Here is a 14,542-nt window from a genome sequence, read left to right as displayed (position 1 = left end):
GGCCTCGTCGGCTGGGCGACCCAGGGCGGCGGCACCACCGGCGGCGGCAACGCCTCGCCCACCACGGTCAGCACCTCCTCGGCGCTGAGCAGCGCGCTCTCGTCGAGCGGCGCGGCCGTCATCCGGGTGTCGGGCACGATCTCCTGCTCCGGGATGCTCACGGTCGGCTCCAACAAGACGATCATCGGCAACTCCGGCGCCACCATCGCGGGCTGCGGATTCAACATCTCCCGGGCGTCCAACGTCATCGTCCGCAACCTGTCCTTCCGTGACTGGAACGACGACGGCATCCAGGTCCAGTACTCGACCCGGGTCTGGATCGACCACAACACCTTCAGCAACGGCTACGACGGCGCCGTGGACGTCAAGCGGGCCAGCGACTACGTGACCATCTCCTGGAACAAGGTCACCAACCACGACAAGTCCATGCTGCTCGGCCACGACGACGGCAACGGCGGCGAGGACCGCGGGAAGCTGCGCGTCACCTACCACCACAACTGGTTCGACGGCACCACCCAGCGCCACCCGCGCGTGCGCTTCGGCAACCCGGTACACGTCTACAACAACTACTACGGGAGCGTCGGCGGCTACGGCGTGGCCTCCACCGAGGGCGCGGGCGTCCTGGTCGAGGGCAACTACTTCGAGAACACCGACGACCCCTACCACCTCGGCGAGGGGGACTCGGGACCGGGCACCCTGGTCGCCCGCAACAACCACTTCGTCAACTCCGGCAGCGGCCAGGCCGGCGGCAGCGTGGCCTCCATCCCCTACTCCTACTCCCTCGACACCGCCTCCAGCGTCAAGTCGATCGTGACCGGCGGCGCAGGTGCCGGCCGGATCTCCATCTGACGCGGACTCCGCCCCGCGCCCGACCCGCGCCTGAACCGGGTCCGATCCGGATCCGATCCGGATCCGGAAGGCGGCGACAGCCGAGCGTGGCCGGGCCCCGGCGGGGCCCGGCCACAAGCTTTCCGGCCGGACCCCGTGGGGTCCGGCCGACGGCTTTCACGGCGACCGCGAGGAAGGAGCGTCCTGCCGCGCGGTCGCGGGGATCACTGGTGGGCGAACTGGGCGAGCGCGGGCAGCGCCCTGTCGGCGAAGTCGAACAGCGCCTGGTTCTCCCAGCCGTTGCCCGAGGACGGGTCGGCCGGGTCCCAGCCGTTGCCGGCCACCGCGGTCCAGGCGGGCTCCCAGTAGACGGCGCCGAGCCCGCGCCCGCCGGGCACGGCCTGCACGATGCTCATCACGTCGCGCAGCATCGCCGACTGGCCCGCCGGCGAGGCCGGGTACCCGGGGTACGGGGTCGCCGCGGTGATGATGTTGGTGAGGCCGTCGTCGTTGCCTGTGGTGAAGGGGTAGGCGGTCTCGGCGAGCAGGACGGGCCTGCCGTAGCGGGACGCGATGTCGTTGAGGTTGGCCTGGAACGCGCCGAGCGTGCCGTGCCAGTAGGGGTAGTAGGAGACGCCGATCACGTCGTAGTTCACGCCGTTGGCCGCGGCGCTGTCGAACCACCAGCGAAAGAGCCCGTTGTCGCCGCCCTCGGCCAGGTGCAGCACGACCTTGGTCGAGGAGGAGACGGCCTTGACCGCGCTGTAGCCCGCGTTGAGCAGCTGGGCGAGGTTGCCGAAGTTGGAGCTGCGGCCCTCCTCCCAGAGCATGCCGTCGTTGATCTCGTTCCCGACCTGGACCATGTCGGCGGTGGTGCCCTGCGCCTTCAGCGCGTTCAGCACGTCGTAGGTGTGGTCGTAGACGGCCGTCTTGAGCTGCGCGAACGAGTATCCGGTCCACGCCGCGGGCTTGTACTGCTTGCCGGGGTCGGCCCAGGTGTCGGAGTAGTGGAAGTCGACCAGCAGGCGCATCCCCCGGGCCTTGACCCGCTGCGCCATGGCCAGCACCCGCGCCTTGTTGTTGTAGCCGTCGGCCGGGTTCACCCACACCTTCAGCCGGACGTGGTTGGCTCCGGCCGCCGCCAGGATCGCGAGGGCGTCGCCCCGCGTGCCCCAGGCGTCGTGGTACCTGCCTCCGTACGCCTCCGACTTGGGCAGGCTCGAGGTGTCGGCGCCCTTGACCGCCAGCGTCGCCGACCCGGCCGCGAAGGTGACGTCGTCGAAGTTGGCCCAGCCGCCCGCCGCGGCGGCGGAGCCGAGGGCGATCGTGCACCGGCCGCCCGTCACGGTCTGGGTGACGGCGATCTGGATCCACTCGGACGAGCTGACCGGCACGTGGGTCCGCCTCTCGGCGGAGCCGCAGTTCCTCAGCGCGATCCAGCTCTGGTTCATGGTTCCGGACCTGACCCAGGCGCGGAGCGTGTAGGTGCCCGAGGCCAGTCCGGTCAGCGTCTGGTGGGTCTCGACGGTGTACGCGGCGGTGGACCAGTGCGACAGGCGGTAGGAGCCCGCGTGGCCGCCGGCCTCGGTGAAGTCGGCGGCGGCGGTGCCCGCGGTGTTCCATGAGGACGGTGCGGCGACGCCGCCCCCGGTCTCGAAGCCGCCGTTGGCGACCGCGGGGGCGGCTCGGGCCGGTAACGGCACCAGGACGGCGGCGGCACATGCCAGCAGTGCCACCAGGATCTTCTTCATGGGTCCTCACTTGGTCAGGAGTGATGTGGACGATCCCCGAAGACCCCGGGTGACGCGCCGCGGTCAGGTGGCCGGCGCGGCCCCGGGGACGATCATGTGTTCCCGGCGAGCTCGACGACCGTGACGCCGCCGGCGGGCACGGTCGCCGACCCGGTGTGCGCGGCGCCGTCGAACACCCCGGTCCCGTTCACCCCCCGGACGGTGACCGGCTCGTCGCCGTGGTTGAGAAGGAAGAGGTGCCGGCCCCGGCGTACGAGCTCCAGCGTGTCCGGCAGGCCCCTCGGGCGGGACACGCCCGCCAGGTCGAGGACCTCGCGCAGGACCGCGCGCAGATCCCGGCCGTTTCCATGGGAGTCGGAGTCGGGGGACGGGTCGAGGGCGGTGGCGACGTACCAGGCCGTGCCCGCCCCCAGCTCGTGGCGGGTCACCGCGGGGTGGCCCGCGTCCGGCCCGCCGGTGAAGGCGTGGACGGCGCGCGCCCCGGCGAGGCGGATCCGCTCGGACCAGATCCGGCCGGTCAGGCCGCCGTCGCCGACGGGCACCGTGCCGCTCTCGGGCAGCGGGTGGAACTCCTCCACCGACAGGCCGAGCACGTCGCGCAGCGCGCCGGGGTGGGCTCCGGGGTGGATGGTGTCGTTCTCGTCGACGATCCCGGAGAAGCAGGAGACGACCAGGTGCCCGCCCGCCTCGACGTAGCGGCGCAGATTCTTGCCCGCCGCCTCCGTGAGCAGGTAGGAGCTGGGGACGACGACCATCCGGTACGCCGAGAGGTCGGCGCGGGGGTGGGCGAAGTCGGTGGTCACGTGCTCGCGCCAGAGTGCCTGGTAGTAGGCCTCCACGCGCTCGCGGAAGCGCAGGTCGACCGAGGGGCGCCACTCCAGCTCCAGCGCCCAGTACGACTCCCAGTCCCACACCAGCGCGACCTCGGCCTCGACGCGGGAACCGCGCACCCCGGCCAGCCCGCGCAGGTCGGCGCCGAGGGCGACCACGTCGCGCCAGAGGCCGGAGTCCGTCCCGGCGTGCGGCAGCATCGCCGAGTGGAACTTCTCCGCGCCGTGGCGGGAGGCGCGCCACTGGAAGAACAGCACCGAGTCCGATCCGCGGGCGACGTGGGCGAGGCTGTTGCGCCGCATCTCCCCCGGCCGCTTGGCGAGGTTGCGCGGCTGCCAGTTGACGGCGCCGGTCGAGTGCTCCATGAGCATCCACGGCCGCCCGCCCGCCACCGAGCGGGTGAGGTCGGCCGCCATGGCCAGCTCGATGTGGTTGTCGGCCCGCCCGGCGTCGAGGTAGTGGTCGTTGGAGACGACGTCGACCTCGCCCGCCCACCGCCAGTAGTCCATCGGCTCACAGTTGGGGATCATGAAGTTGGTGGTGACCGGCAGGTCGCAGAAGCGGCGGATGGCGTCGCGCTCGCGGCGGAAGTTGGCGATGTGCGCGTCGACGGAGAAGCGCGCGTAGTCGAGCTGCAGGGCCGTCAGCTGGCCGGCCGGTGCGATCCTCGGCGGTTCCACCTCCTCGAACGAGCCGTAGGTCAGCCCCCAGAACGTGGTCCCCCAGGCCGCGTTGAGCGCCGCCACGTCCCCGTGCCGCTCGCGCAGCCAGTCGCGGAACGCCTCGGCCGAGGTCTCGCAGTAGCAGCGCGCGTTGGCCCAGCCGTACTCGTTGTGGACGTGCCACATGGCGACCGCCGGGTGCCCGGCGTAGCGGGCGGCGAGCCGCTCGGCGATCCGCTCGGAGGCGGCGGCGTACTCCGGGGAACTGGGACAGAAGCTGTGCCGGGAGCCGCCGGCGATGACGTGGCCCTCGCGGTCGACCAGGCGGGCGCCGGGGTGGGCCGTCCTGAACCAGGTGGGCGGGGACGAGGTCGGCGTCGCGAGGTCGATCATGACTCCGGCGGAGTCCAGCAGGTCGACGATCCTGTCCAGCCTGCCGAAGTCGTACACCCCCTCGGCGGGCTCCAGCAGGCTCCAGTTGAACATGCCGAGACTGACCAGGTTCACCCCGGCCTCGCGCATCAGCCGGACGTCCTCGCGCCAGACCTCCTCCGGCCACTGCTCGGGGTTGTAGTCCCCGCCGTACGCGATGCCCCCTGGCAGGGCGGGATATCCGGGCAACGACTCCCCCTCGAATAACTTCTGTGAACGTGCACAGTAATGTACGACCGGCGGCCACGGAAGACCACCCGCGAGATGCCCGACGCTTCTGGGGGTTAACAAGAACGTAACGGGCATTGACAGCACCCGCCGATGGATTTCAGTCTGTGAACGTTCACAGATACTTCCGGCGGTCCTCCCGCCGTATCCCCCCGGCGACCAGGCCGGAGCCCCGCCGGAGGCCTCCCCACGGTCTCCCCCGGCCTCCCCGGCGACCTCGCCGGGGCTCGCCGGTGGTCTCGCCGGTGGCCCCGCAGCGGCCTCCCAGCGGCCGACCCCCTGACATGAAACTCCCACACGGAACCCCCACCCGGAGGAACACATGCAGACAAACCGGCTCGTAGCGGTGGCGGCCGCGATCCTCGCCACCGCCCTGGCCGGGTGCTCCGGCACTCCCCAGGAGCCGGCCGCCCCGGAATCGCGGAACTCGGCCCCCGCCGGGCCGGTCAAGCTCACCTACTGGACCTGGGTCCCCAACATGGACAAGATCACGGCGGTCTGGAACAAGGCCAACCCCGACATCCAGGTCACGGTCAGCAAGCAGGCCGGCGGCGACGACGCGGCCACCAAGTTCCTGACCGCCGCCAAGGCCGGCAACCCTCCCGACCTGGTCCAGGCCGAGTACCAGATGCTGCCCTCCTTCGTCGCCGCCGACGCGGTGGCCGACCTCACGGCCGAGGTCGGGCAGGCGAAGGGCGAGTTCGGCGAGGGCGTCTGGGGACTGGTCACGCTCGGCACCGACGCCGTCTACGCGCTCCCCCAGGACAGCGGCCCGATGATGCTCTACTACCGCAAGGACCTGTTCGACAAGTACGGCATTGAGGTGCCCAAGACCTGGGACGAGTACGCCGAGGCCGCCCGCACCGTACGGAAGAAGGACCCCAAGGTCTTCCTGGGGACCTTCTCCAGCAAGGACCCCGGCTCCTTCGTCGGGCTCGCCCAGCAGGCGGGCGCCCAGTGGTGGTCGATCAGCGGCGAGTCGTGGAAGGTCGCGGTCAACGACGCGGCCACCACGAAGGTCGCCGACTACTGGGGCGGCCTCGTCAAGGAGGGCGCCATCGACGACCAGCCGTACTTCACCCCCGAGTGGAACAAGGCCCTGAACGACGGCAGGCTGCTGACCTGGCCCTCGGCGGTCTGGGCACCCGGAGTGCTGTCCAGCAACGCCCCCAAGGCCAAGGGAAAGTGGGCGATCGCCCCGCTGCCGCAGTGGAACGCCGGCGAGAGCTCCAGCGGCTTCTGGGGCGGCTCCTCCACCGCGGTCGCCGCCAAGTCCCCCAACCGGGCCGCCGCCGCGAAGTTCGCGACCTGGCTCAACACCGACCCCGAGGCGCTCGGCCTGCTCGTCAAGGAAGGGGCGGTCTACCCGGCCGCCACCAAGGGCGGCGCCATGCTCGGCGAGGCCCCCGACTACTTCTCCAACCAGCCCGACTTCTGGCAGCAGGCCGCCGCGATCTCCGCCACCGCGCGGGGCTTCACCTTCGGGCCGAACGTCAACGTGACCTACAACGCCTTCAAGGACGCCTTCGACAAGGCCCTGCAGGACGGGTCGGCGTTCTCCGGCGCCGTCGCGAAGATGCAGGACGCGACGGTCGCCGACATGCGGAAATCCGGATTCCAGCTCACCCCATGACACGACGCCCCGGCGGCGGCGCCCGCACCGCGAGCGCCGTCCCCTACCTCTTCCTCGCACCGGCCATGACGCTGTTCACGCTCTTCATGGCCATTCCCATCGCCTACACGGCCTACCTCAGCCTGCGGCGCACGAAGGTCTCCGGACTGGGCCTGGGCAAGAACTCCCGGCGCGAGGTCTTCGCCGGCCTCGACAACTACGCGGCGACGCTCGCCGACGGCGAGCTGTGGGCCGGCTGGCTCCGCGTCCTGGGCTACGGCCTGCTGGTGCTGACGGTCATGCTCGGGCTCGCCCTGCTGTTCGCGCTGCTGCTGGACTCGGCGCACGTGCGGCTCGCGCGCTTCTCCAGGATCGCCCTCTTCCTGCCGTACGCGGTGCCGGGCGTGGCGGCCACCCTGCTGTGGGGCTTCCTCTACCTGCCGAGCCTCAGCCCGTTCCGCCAGGTGCTCGACGTCGACCTGCTCGGCGCGGGCACGGTGGTCCTGTCCATGGCGAACGTGGCGGTCTGGGGCGGCGTCGGCTTCAACATGCTGGTGCTCTACACCGCCCTGCGCGCCGTGCCCAGGACCTACTACGAGGCCGCCAGGATCGACGGGGCGAGCGAGATCCAGATAGCGCTGCGGATCAAGATCCCGATCCTGCTGCCCGCGATCATCCTGACCACGGTGTTCTCCATCATCGCCACGATCCAGGTGTTCACCGAACCGACCACCCTGCGGCCGCTGACCAACACGATCAGCTCGACCTGGAGCCCGCTCATGAAGGTCTACCGCGACGCCTTCGTCACCGGCGACCTCTACTCGGCCGCCGCCACCTCGATCGTCATCGCGGCGGTCTCCCTCGTCCTGTCGTTCGGTTTCCTGCGCGTCGTCCGCGACCGCGCCTTCGGGGAGGGCTGATGGCCACCACGACCCTCACCGGAGCCTCTCGGGGGTCTTCCCGGGGACGCCGCCCGGCCGGGATCATGCCGACCGCGATCCTGCTGCTGGGCGCGCTCTACTGCCTGCTGCCGGTCAGCTGGGTGCTGGTGGCCGCGACCAAGTCGAAGGCGGAGCTGTTCTCCACCTCGACCTTCGCCCCCGGCACCGGCCTGCTGTCCAACCTCTCGGACCTGCTCGCCTACCGCGACGGCGTGTTCTGGCTGTGGACGCTGAACACGCTGCTGTACGCGGGCGGCGGCGCCCTGCTGTCCACGGCCGTCTCGGCCGTCTCCGGTTACACCCTGGCCAAGTATCGCTTCCCCGGCCGGAACCTGATCTTCAACCTGCTGATCGGCGGCATCCTGGTGCCCGCCGTCGTGCTGGCCGTCCCGCAGTATCTGCTGTTCTCGCGGATCGGGCTGGCCGACACCTACTGGTCGGTCCTGCTCCCGCAGATCCTGCACCCGTACAGCATCTATCTCGCGCGCGTCTACGCCACCGCCGCCGTCCCCGACGCCCTGCTGGAGGCCGGGCGCATCGACGGCGCCGGGCACTGGCTGCTGCTGCGCCGGGTGGCCCTGCCGCTCATGCTCCCGGGCATGGTGACCATCTTCCTGTTCCAGTTCGTCGCGATCTGGAACAACTTCCTGCTGCCCTTCATCATGCTGGGCGACGACCAGAGGTTCCCGCTGACCGTCGGGCTCTACACCCTGCTCGCCGCGGGGGCGAACCAGCCCTCGCTCTACAACCTGATCCTCACCGGCACGCTGCTGTCGATCGTTCCGCTGATCGCGCTGTTCCTCACGATGCAGCGCCACTGGCGGACCGACCTGGCCGGCGGAGCCGTGAAAAGCTAGCGGCCGGGCTGATCGGCGGCCGGTCGAGGGGACAATGAGGAGCATGGCGAAGCGTCCGACCATCCACGACGTCGCGGCGGTGGCGGGGGTGTCCCGGGGAACGGTGTCCCGGGTGCTCAACGACGACCGGTACGTCAGCCCCGCCGCGCACGCCGCCGTCAAGCGGGCCATCGCCGAGACGGGCTACGTGCTCAACCGGGCCGCCCGCAGCCTGGTCACCCAGCGGACCGGCTCGGTGGTGATGGTCCTGTCGGAGCCGCAGGAGAAGCTGTTCGAGGATCCCACCTACAGCGTGCTGCTGCGCACCGCCACCCGGCGGCTCGCCGAGCGGGACGTGTCGCTGGTGATGATGATCGCCGGGAACGACGGCGACCGCGACCGGGTGATCCGCTACCTGCGCGGCGGCCACGCCGACGGGGCCTTCCTGGTCTCCACTCACGCCGGCGACAGGCTGGTGGACGCGCTGGTGGACATCCCGGTGGCCGCCGTCGCCCAGGGAGCCGTCATCGGGCGGGAGAACGTGATCCCCTACGCGGCGGCCGACGACCGCGAGGGCGCCCGGCAGATGACGCGCTACCTGGTGGAGCGGGGCCGCAAACGGATCGCCACCATCACCGGCCCGCTCGACACCCCCGGCGGCGCGCTGCGGCTGGAGGGCTTCGCCGACATCCTCGGCAGGAAGGCGAGCAGGAGGCTCATCGAGCACGGCGACTACACCCAGCTGGGCGGGGAGAGCGCGATGGCCAGGCTGCTGGAACGTGCCCCCGACATCGACGCGGTGTTCGTCGCCTCCGACCTGATGGCCGCGGGCGCGCTCTCCGCCCTGCGCGCCGCCGGGCGGCGGGTGCCCGAGGACGTCGCGGTGGGCGGCTTCGACGACTCGGCGGTGGCGCTCACCACCCACCCGCCGCTCACCACCGTCCGGCAGCCCCTGGAACGGGTCGCCGAGGAGACCGTCCGCCTGCTGCTCGCCCTGATCGACGGCGCCGAGCACCTGGAGCCGGTGATACTGCCCACGACCCTCATCGTGCGCGAGTCGACCTGACCGGTCGGGCCGCCTGGGCGGCCCGACCGGGCGAGCGGCGGGATCGAGCGGGATCGGCGGCGGGGTCAGCGACCGGGTGAGGACCCGTTCACGGTCAGGACGTGCTCGGTCTCGATGGCGGGGAAGGTGCCGGTGTCGACGATCCCGTGCTCGTGGAAGGCGGCCTCCAGCAGCGCGTGAGCCTTGGGCTCCAGCTTCCACAGGGCTCGGTACTCGCGGGCGGTGGCCAGGGAGACGCCGGTCTCGTGGGCGATGTCGGCCGCACGGGGCACGAACTTCCGCTCGATCTGCTTGTCCCAGTATTCCCGCGCGGCGCGCATCAGGGCCGCGCGCTGCGCCGTGTCGACGATCGGCGGCGGGACGTCCAGCACGTGGAGCTCGTCGTCGTCATCGTCGATCGGGGGCCGCAGCGCCGCGGGACCCGCGGCCACCGCGGGGCGCCCGGACGGCCCCGCCGGCTCTCCGGGCTCCGGGGCCCACGGCACGGGCGGGGTCAGGTCGATCAGCGCGGAGGTGTTGTAGAGAGCCCCGATCTGGGAGAGCAGGGCCTCCTGGCGCGCGGAGTCGACCGCCAGGCCGCTGTGCTCCACCGCCCGGTCCATGGCACGGTCCAGCTTGGTGAGGGCCGCGCGCATCTTCCTGTCGGACGCCCCCGAGGCCCGCAGCGCGCGGGCGCGCTTGGCCGCCAGCGCGACCCGGGTGAGCCTGCGGTGGGCGTCCACCTCGCTCGCCGTACGGTCGCTGACCTCGGCCAGCCCGACGCGGACCAGCGCGCGTTCCGGAGTGATCCGCCAGTTGATGCGGGAGCGCCCCGTGATGCGGTGGCGTTCGATCGCCATGCCGCGCTCCCACAGCCAGGCCGCCACCAGGGGGGCGGCGAGCCGGAAGACGGCCTCGGCGACACTGCGGGCGTCCATGCTCGACAGCACGGCCGTCAGGCCGGTGAGCGCCCACACGGCGACGCCGTCGATGCCGGCGGAGAAGTTCTCCCGCATGTTGCGGCGCGCCCGGACGGCGCTGGTGATGACGGCGACCTCGATGAAGGCGAAGAGCAGCAGCCGCAGGGGACCGTCGAAGCCGAGCACGTCACCGGAGAAACGCCACATGCCCTGGGCGGAGACGCCCGTCGCGATGCTGGCGGCGACGATGGTGAGGATGTCCTCGGCCGGACGGGGCGCGATGTGCCGCTGGTAGAAGCGGACCGCCAGGCGCTGGGTCGCGCGCAGCACGAAGTACGCCACGACCAGGAGGACGAGGGCGAACACGCCGATGATGACCGTGAGAACCGGCTGGTCCGATGCGAAGGCGGTGATTTGATCGATGGGGGGCATCAGTCACTGTCCGTCAGTCTCGATGTCCGACAGGATATCCAGCGATCATTCCAGAATGTCGGCGGCTTGTTCGTGAAACGGACGCTCACTCGCGTGACAGATGTGAACACAGTTGCGATGAAGGCGAGTAAAGATCACGGAGACCACCCGGGCCGGCCGGGCACCCGCCGGGCCGGCACATCACGCCTCGCCGTTCGCCGGGAAAGTCTCGTCGTTCGCCGGGAAATAGGGGTGGCAGGGGCCGGCTACGGGGCGAAAATGTCAGTCCCGGGAGAGACGATAGAAGGTGAACACGGGCCGAACTACCGACGGGGACGCGATCGAAGTTCCGCAGGACCTCCGCGCCTCCCGGGAAAGGATCACGTGATGACGACCCCGATGAACGTGTCCGACCTGGCACAGGTTCTCTTCGTCTCCACTCTGCAGGCTTCGGACCACCCCTCCCCGGACCAGGTGCGCATGATCATCGAAGGTCGGATCCGTGCCTGCCACGCCGATCTCTCCGATTGCGCCGCCCTCGTCGCCCAGGAGGCCGGAGACCATCCGGAGGCGTACGCGAGCCGGATGCGCTGGGCGCTGTGCGAGGCCGGCCGGGTCCGCCCGTCCCTCTCCTTGGCGACCTGACCACGACTCCTCTCCAACGACTTGACGACCTCACCACGACTCCTCCGCCACCTCACCATGCCGTGCCCGGACAGGCTGCTCGCCAGCGGCCGAGCGGCGTCGTAGCGTCGGAGGATGGACGCCAGAGACGAAGCGGGCACCCCGCGCATCCCCGAACCATCGCCCACCGGCGGCCGGCTGCCGGGCGCACCGGGGGAGACGAGGTCCGGTCGCGTTCGCGGGTCGCTCGGGGCCGACCACGCCCGCGTCCCCGAGCTGCTGGAGGCCACCCGCGCGTACGCGGTGCGCCTGCTCGGCGGGCTCGACGACCGGCCGGTGGCGCGGACGCCGGCGAGACCCGCGCCCGCGTCCCTGCCGGAGGCGGGGATCGGCCTGGAAGGGGCGCTGGAGGAGTTCGCGCGGCGGTGGGAGCCGGGCTTCGCGGCCGGCGCGGGCCCCCGCTACCTGGGCTTCGTCACGGGCGGCGTGACGCCCGCGGCGCTGGCGGGCGACTGGCTGACCGGCACCCTCGACCAGAACCCCACGTCGGGACTGGACTCGCTCGCCCCGGACCTCGAGCGGGAGACGGCCGCCTGGCTGCGCGACCTCTTCGGCCTGCCGCCCGAGCACGAGGGGACGTTCGTCAGCGGCGCGACCATGTCCACCTTCGCGGGCCTGGCGATCGCCAGGGAGTGGCTGGGCGAGCTGCGCGGCGTGTCGGTGGCCGAGGAGGGCGCGGCCGCGCTCGGGCCGGTGACGGTGCTGTCGGGAAGCCCGCACTCCAGCGTCGTCAAGTCGCTGTCCATGCTCGGGCTGGGACGGTCGGCGATCCGGCGGGTCGGCCTGCTGCCGGGGCGGGAGGCGGTGGACGTGGCCCGGCTCGCCGAGGAACTCGACCGGCTGGACGGCACGCCGGCGATCGTGGTCGCCAACTCCGGCACGGTGAACACCGTCGACTTCGACGACCTGCGCGCCATCGCGGCCCTGCGCGAGCACCACCCGTTCTGGCTGCACGTGGACGCCGCGTTCGGGGCATTCGCCGCGCTCTCCCCCGAGCACGCCCACCTCGTCGCGGGCCTCGGCGAGGCCGACTCGGTCTGCGTGGACCTGCACAAGTGGCTGAACGTGCCCTACGACAGCGCGATCCAGTTCACCCGCCGCCGCGACCTGCAGACCCGCGTCTTCCGGAACTCCGCCGCCTACCTCGGCCCGGTGGGCGACGACCCCGACTTCGTGCACCTGACCCCGGAGAACTCCCGGCGCCTGCGCGCGCTGCCGGCCTGGTTCACCCTGGCCGCGTACGGGCGCGAGGGGCACGCGGAGATCGTCCGGCGCGACGCCGCCCTCGCCGCCGGGCTCGGCGAGCGGATCGCCGCGATGCCCGGCTACCGGCTGCTCGCCCCCGTACGGCTCAACGTGGTCTGCTTCACCCTCGCCTCCTCCCCCACCCAGGCCCGGATCGGCGAGGTCGTCGACGCGATCACCGCGTCCGGCGAGGCCTTCCTCACGCCGACCGTCCACGAGGGGGTGCCCGCGCTGCGCGCCGCGTTCAGCAACTGGCGTACCACCGAGGCAGATGTGGAGCGGGTCGCGAAGGTCCTTCAGGAGGTCGTGTTCAGGCCGTGAACCCGATCCCCCTGGCTACGAGGATCGAACGGCTCCGGAGCGCGTGGTTTCCGCCTTCTGCCACGGTTCCGTTTCCCGTAGGGCAGGGGATCACGGCAGAAGGTGGATCCGGTTCGTGCCTTAGCTCATCTGAGCAGTCCAAGGACGGTGTGAAGGGCCTCGTCGACCTCTTCGATCTCGGCGGGATCCAGACGACCGGCGAAGTCGCCCAGACGGTGCGGGGTGACGGCCGTGGTCTGCTCGACCATGACCCGGCTCTGTTTGCCGAGCAGCTCGACTTCGGGCCTGAAGGGGGCGGGAGGTGCGCTGGCCGAGGTCGGTGCGATGAGAACGGTGGAGAGGTGGGAGAGGAAATCCGACTGGAGGATCACGGCGAAGCGCTCACCACGTTGCTCATGGGCCATCGCGTCACGAGGAGCGCGCAGCCGGTAGACGTCACCACGCACGCAGGTGCTTCGTGTCCTTCATGATCGCTTCGGCTTCGGCCCTGTCAGCGGGATCCTTCGCCAGCCTCTCGGCCGCGATCCGAGCCTCTTCCATTCGGTGGAGCCGTTGGGCGACGACAAGTGCTTCGCGAACCGCTTCGGTCACGGAACGGCCGTCGGCGGTCAGCTCGTGCAGAGCCTTTTCCGCTCTGGCGTCGAGGTCAACAGTCAGCATGGCCATATCTTCACTGTACGACGAGGCGTCTCACCGGCTTTCGATCGAATTCAGTGAACATTCGGCTACTTAACGTAACAGCAGTCAGATAAGTCGGACGGCAGGGCGGTCTCGTCCCGCGGGGATCACGCGGCAATGTGATCCCCGCGGGACAGGACCGCTAAGGAATCGTGTCCGCGCCGCCGACACCGGCGCCCGCGGACGGCGGGGTGGAGGAGGCGGATCCGGCCGAGTAGGAGTACGACGGCCGCGAGACGGCGCCGTCGGCGCGCAGCCAGTCGCTCATGGTGCTGCCGCTGCTCTGCGCCCGCCGGATCGTGGCGATGTCGTAGTGGTTGCTGCTCGCCCAGGTGAGGCTCGCGTTGCCGAAGTCCTCGGTGATCGTCTTGGCGCCCTTCACGTGGTTGCTCTCGGCGTAGATCCTGCCGTTCACGCCCAGGCCGATGAAGTAGTCGTCGACGTCCACGTAGTTGGCGAACACGTGGGCGTACCCGAACCGCACCCTCGGGTGGCGGGTGTTCGACCCGTCGAACCAGTTGTGGTGGTAGGTGACGTTCAGGTAGCCGGTGTCCTGGGAGCCGTTGCTGTCACTGTGGCCGAGCAACATCGACTTGTCCGTGCCGACATAACGGTTGTACGAGACCGTCACCAGGTCCGATCCGCGTTTGATGTCCACCGAGCCGTCTGCGGACGGGTGGAACGTGTTGTGGTCGATCCACACGTGGTGGGAGTAGCACTGCACGTTGACGGAGTCGTCCGGGGAGTTCCTGAACGACAGGTTCCGGATGATCACGTTCTGCACGTGGGTGAACCTGTCCCGCTCGGCGGGGTCGCAGAGGTCGCCGCCCCAGGCGACCTCCTCGGGGCCCCAGCCGTTGACGTCGAGCCCGAAACCGCTGATCGTCGCGTTCGTCCCGACGCCGATGACGGTCTTGTTCGACCCGACGTCCAGCATGTCCGCGCCGTTACCGGTGATCGTGCCCGACACCCGGACGATCCGGGGGGTGTCGTCGGCGACGGCCGCCGCCAGCTGCGCGTAGGTGCCGACGGTCACCGTCTGGCCGCCCGTGCCGCCGTTCGTGCCGCCGCGGCCGTACTTGTCGAGGGTCGCGAAACCCACCAGGCCGGCGGCGTT

The 14,542-nt window shown here is 70.9% G+C and carries 13 protein-coding genes; 7 read left to right on the top strand and 6 right to left on the bottom strand.

Annotated features, from left to right (window positions below; translation table 11 throughout):
• Window positions 1-84 precede the first annotated feature (84 nt).
• Complete coding sequence (locus ACTOQ3_RS43075) at window positions 85-849, top strand: pectate lyase family protein (protein WP_440089828.1); 765 nt, start codon at window positions 85-87, stop codon at window positions 847-849.
• Between the two features lie 203 nt (window positions 850-1,052).
• On the opposite strand, the gene ACTOQ3_RS43070 is transcribed toward ACTOQ3_RS43075, so the two are convergent.
• A complete protein-coding gene (locus ACTOQ3_RS43070) occupies window positions 1,053-2,579 on the bottom strand; it encodes a glycoside hydrolase family 53 protein (RefSeq protein ID WP_440089827.1) in 1,527 nt (508 codons plus the stop codon).
• Between the two features lie 92 nt (window positions 2,580-2,671).
• On the bottom strand, window positions 2,672-4,693 hold the full coding sequence (locus ACTOQ3_RS43065; RefSeq protein WP_440089826.1) for a beta-galactosidase: 2,022 nt from the start codon (window positions 4,691-4,693) through the stop codon (window positions 2,672-2,674).
• Window positions 4,694-5,054: 361 nt separating this feature from the next.
• Between ACTOQ3_RS43065 and ACTOQ3_RS43060 the strand changes: the two genes are divergently transcribed.
• Genes ACTOQ3_RS43060 through ACTOQ3_RS43045 form a run of 4 tightly spaced genes read left to right on the top strand, consistent with a single transcriptional unit; the run spans window position 5,055 to window position 9,187 of the window.
• Window positions 5,055-6,365 carry an ABC transporter substrate-binding protein gene (locus ACTOQ3_RS43060; RefSeq protein WP_440089825.1) on the top strand — a complete coding sequence of 437 codons (1,311 nt, stop codon included), beginning with the start codon at window positions 5,055-5,057 and terminating at the stop codon, window positions 6,363-6,365.
• Window positions 6,362-7,264 carry a carbohydrate ABC transporter permease gene (locus ACTOQ3_RS43055; protein ID WP_440089823.1) on the top strand — a complete coding sequence of 301 codons (903 nt, stop codon included), beginning with the start codon at window positions 6,362-6,364 and terminating at the stop codon, window positions 7,262-7,264. Before ACTOQ3_RS43060 ends, ACTOQ3_RS43055 begins: the two co-directional genes overlap by 4 nt.
• Window positions 7,264-8,142 (top strand): carbohydrate ABC transporter permease, encoded by an 879-nt coding sequence (locus ACTOQ3_RS43050; RefSeq protein ID WP_440089821.1) that lies wholly within the window; start codon window positions 7,264-7,266, stop codon window positions 8,140-8,142. Before ACTOQ3_RS43055 ends, ACTOQ3_RS43050 begins: the two co-directional genes overlap by 1 nt.
• A gap of 43 nt (window positions 8,143-8,185) precedes the next feature.
• Window positions 8,186-9,187 carry a LacI family DNA-binding transcriptional regulator gene (locus tag ACTOQ3_RS43045; RefSeq protein ID WP_362851128.1) on the top strand — a complete coding sequence of 334 codons (1,002 nt, stop codon included), beginning with the start codon at window positions 8,186-8,188 and terminating at the stop codon, window positions 9,185-9,187.
• Between the two features lie 65 nt (window positions 9,188-9,252).
• On the opposite strand, the gene ACTOQ3_RS43040 is transcribed toward ACTOQ3_RS43045, so the two are convergent.
• A complete protein-coding gene (locus ACTOQ3_RS43040) occupies window positions 9,253-10,518 on the bottom strand; it encodes a hypothetical protein (protein WP_440089820.1) in 1,266 nt (421 codons plus the stop codon).
• A gap of 366 nt (window positions 10,519-10,884) precedes the next feature.
• Here ACTOQ3_RS43040 and ACTOQ3_RS43035 point away from each other — a divergent pair, with 366 nt between their 5' ends.
• Together ACTOQ3_RS43035 and ACTOQ3_RS43030 are read left to right on the top strand one after the other, a co-directional pair.
• Window positions 10,885-11,142 carry a hypothetical protein gene (locus tag ACTOQ3_RS43035; protein ID WP_440089819.1) on the top strand — a complete coding sequence of 86 codons (258 nt, stop codon included), beginning with the start codon at window positions 10,885-10,887 and terminating at the stop codon, window positions 11,140-11,142.
• Window positions 11,143-11,256: 114 nt separating this feature from the next.
• A complete protein-coding gene (locus ACTOQ3_RS43030; protein WP_440089818.1) occupies window positions 11,257-12,747 on the top strand; it encodes a pyridoxal phosphate-dependent decarboxylase family protein in 1,491 nt (496 codons plus the stop codon).
• A 125-nt stretch (window positions 12,748-12,872) separates the two neighbouring features.
• Here the strand turns inward: ACTOQ3_RS43030 and ACTOQ3_RS43025 are convergent, their stop codons facing one another.
• The 3 genes from ACTOQ3_RS43025 to ACTOQ3_RS43015 all read right to left on the bottom strand — a co-directional run.
• Entirely contained in the window at window positions 12,873-13,193 is a 321-nt protein-coding gene (locus tag ACTOQ3_RS43025; RefSeq protein ID WP_440089817.1) for a type II toxin-antitoxin system PemK/MazF family toxin, read from the bottom strand.
• Window positions 13,183-13,413, bottom strand: coding sequence for a hypothetical protein (locus tag ACTOQ3_RS43020; protein WP_440089815.1), 231 nt, complete (start codon window positions 13,411-13,413; stop codon window positions 13,183-13,185). Before ACTOQ3_RS43020 ends, ACTOQ3_RS43025 begins: the two co-directional genes overlap by 11 nt.
• 154 nt (window positions 13,414-13,567) lie before the next feature.
• The coding region (locus ACTOQ3_RS43015; RefSeq protein ID WP_440089814.1) for a pectate lyase family protein at window positions 13,568-14,542 on the bottom strand (975 nt) is incomplete at its 5' end.

It is taken from the genome of Streptosporangium sp. LJ11, from assembly GCF_051918945.1.
GTDB lineage: Bacteria > Actinomycetota > Actinomycetes > Streptosporangiales > Streptosporangiaceae > Streptosporangium.
The sequence above is the reverse complement of the archived record's forward strand: the minus strand, read 5'-3'. Positions and strand labels throughout refer to the sequence as shown.

Excerpts from the sequence above, each read along its gene's own strand:
- ACTOQ3_RS43070 (WP_440089827.1), bottom strand. The coding sequence starts at position 2,579 with ATGAAGAAGATCCTGGTGGCACTGCTGGCATGTGCCGCCGCCGTCCTG.
- ACTOQ3_RS43060 (WP_440089825.1), top strand. The coding sequence starts at position 5,055 with ATGCAGACAAACCGGCTCGTAGCGGTGGCGGCCGCGATCCTCGCCACC.
- ACTOQ3_RS43055 (WP_440089823.1), top strand. The coding sequence starts at position 6,362 with ATGACACGACGCCCCGGCGGCGGCGCCCGCACCGCGAGCGCCGTCCCC.
- ACTOQ3_RS43050 (WP_440089821.1), top strand. The coding sequence starts at position 7,264 with ATGGCCACCACGACCCTCACCGGAGCCTCTCGGGGGTCTTCCCGGGGA.
- ACTOQ3_RS43045 (WP_362851128.1), top strand. The coding sequence starts at position 8,186 with ATGGCGAAGCGTCCGACCATCCACGACGTCGCGGCGGTGGCGGGGGTG.
- ACTOQ3_RS43040 (WP_440089820.1), bottom strand. The coding sequence starts at position 10,518 with ATGCCCCCCATCGATCAAATCACCGCCTTCGCATCGGACCAGCCGGTT.
- ACTOQ3_RS43035 (WP_440089819.1), top strand. The coding sequence starts at position 10,885 with ATGACGACCCCGATGAACGTGTCCGACCTGGCACAGGTTCTCTTCGTC.
- ACTOQ3_RS43030 (WP_440089818.1), top strand. The coding sequence starts at position 11,257 with ATGGACGCCAGAGACGAAGCGGGCACCCCGCGCATCCCCGAACCATCG.
- ACTOQ3_RS43020 (WP_440089815.1), bottom strand. The coding sequence starts at position 13,413 with ATGGCCATGCTGACTGTTGACCTCGACGCCAGAGCGGAAAAGGCTCTG.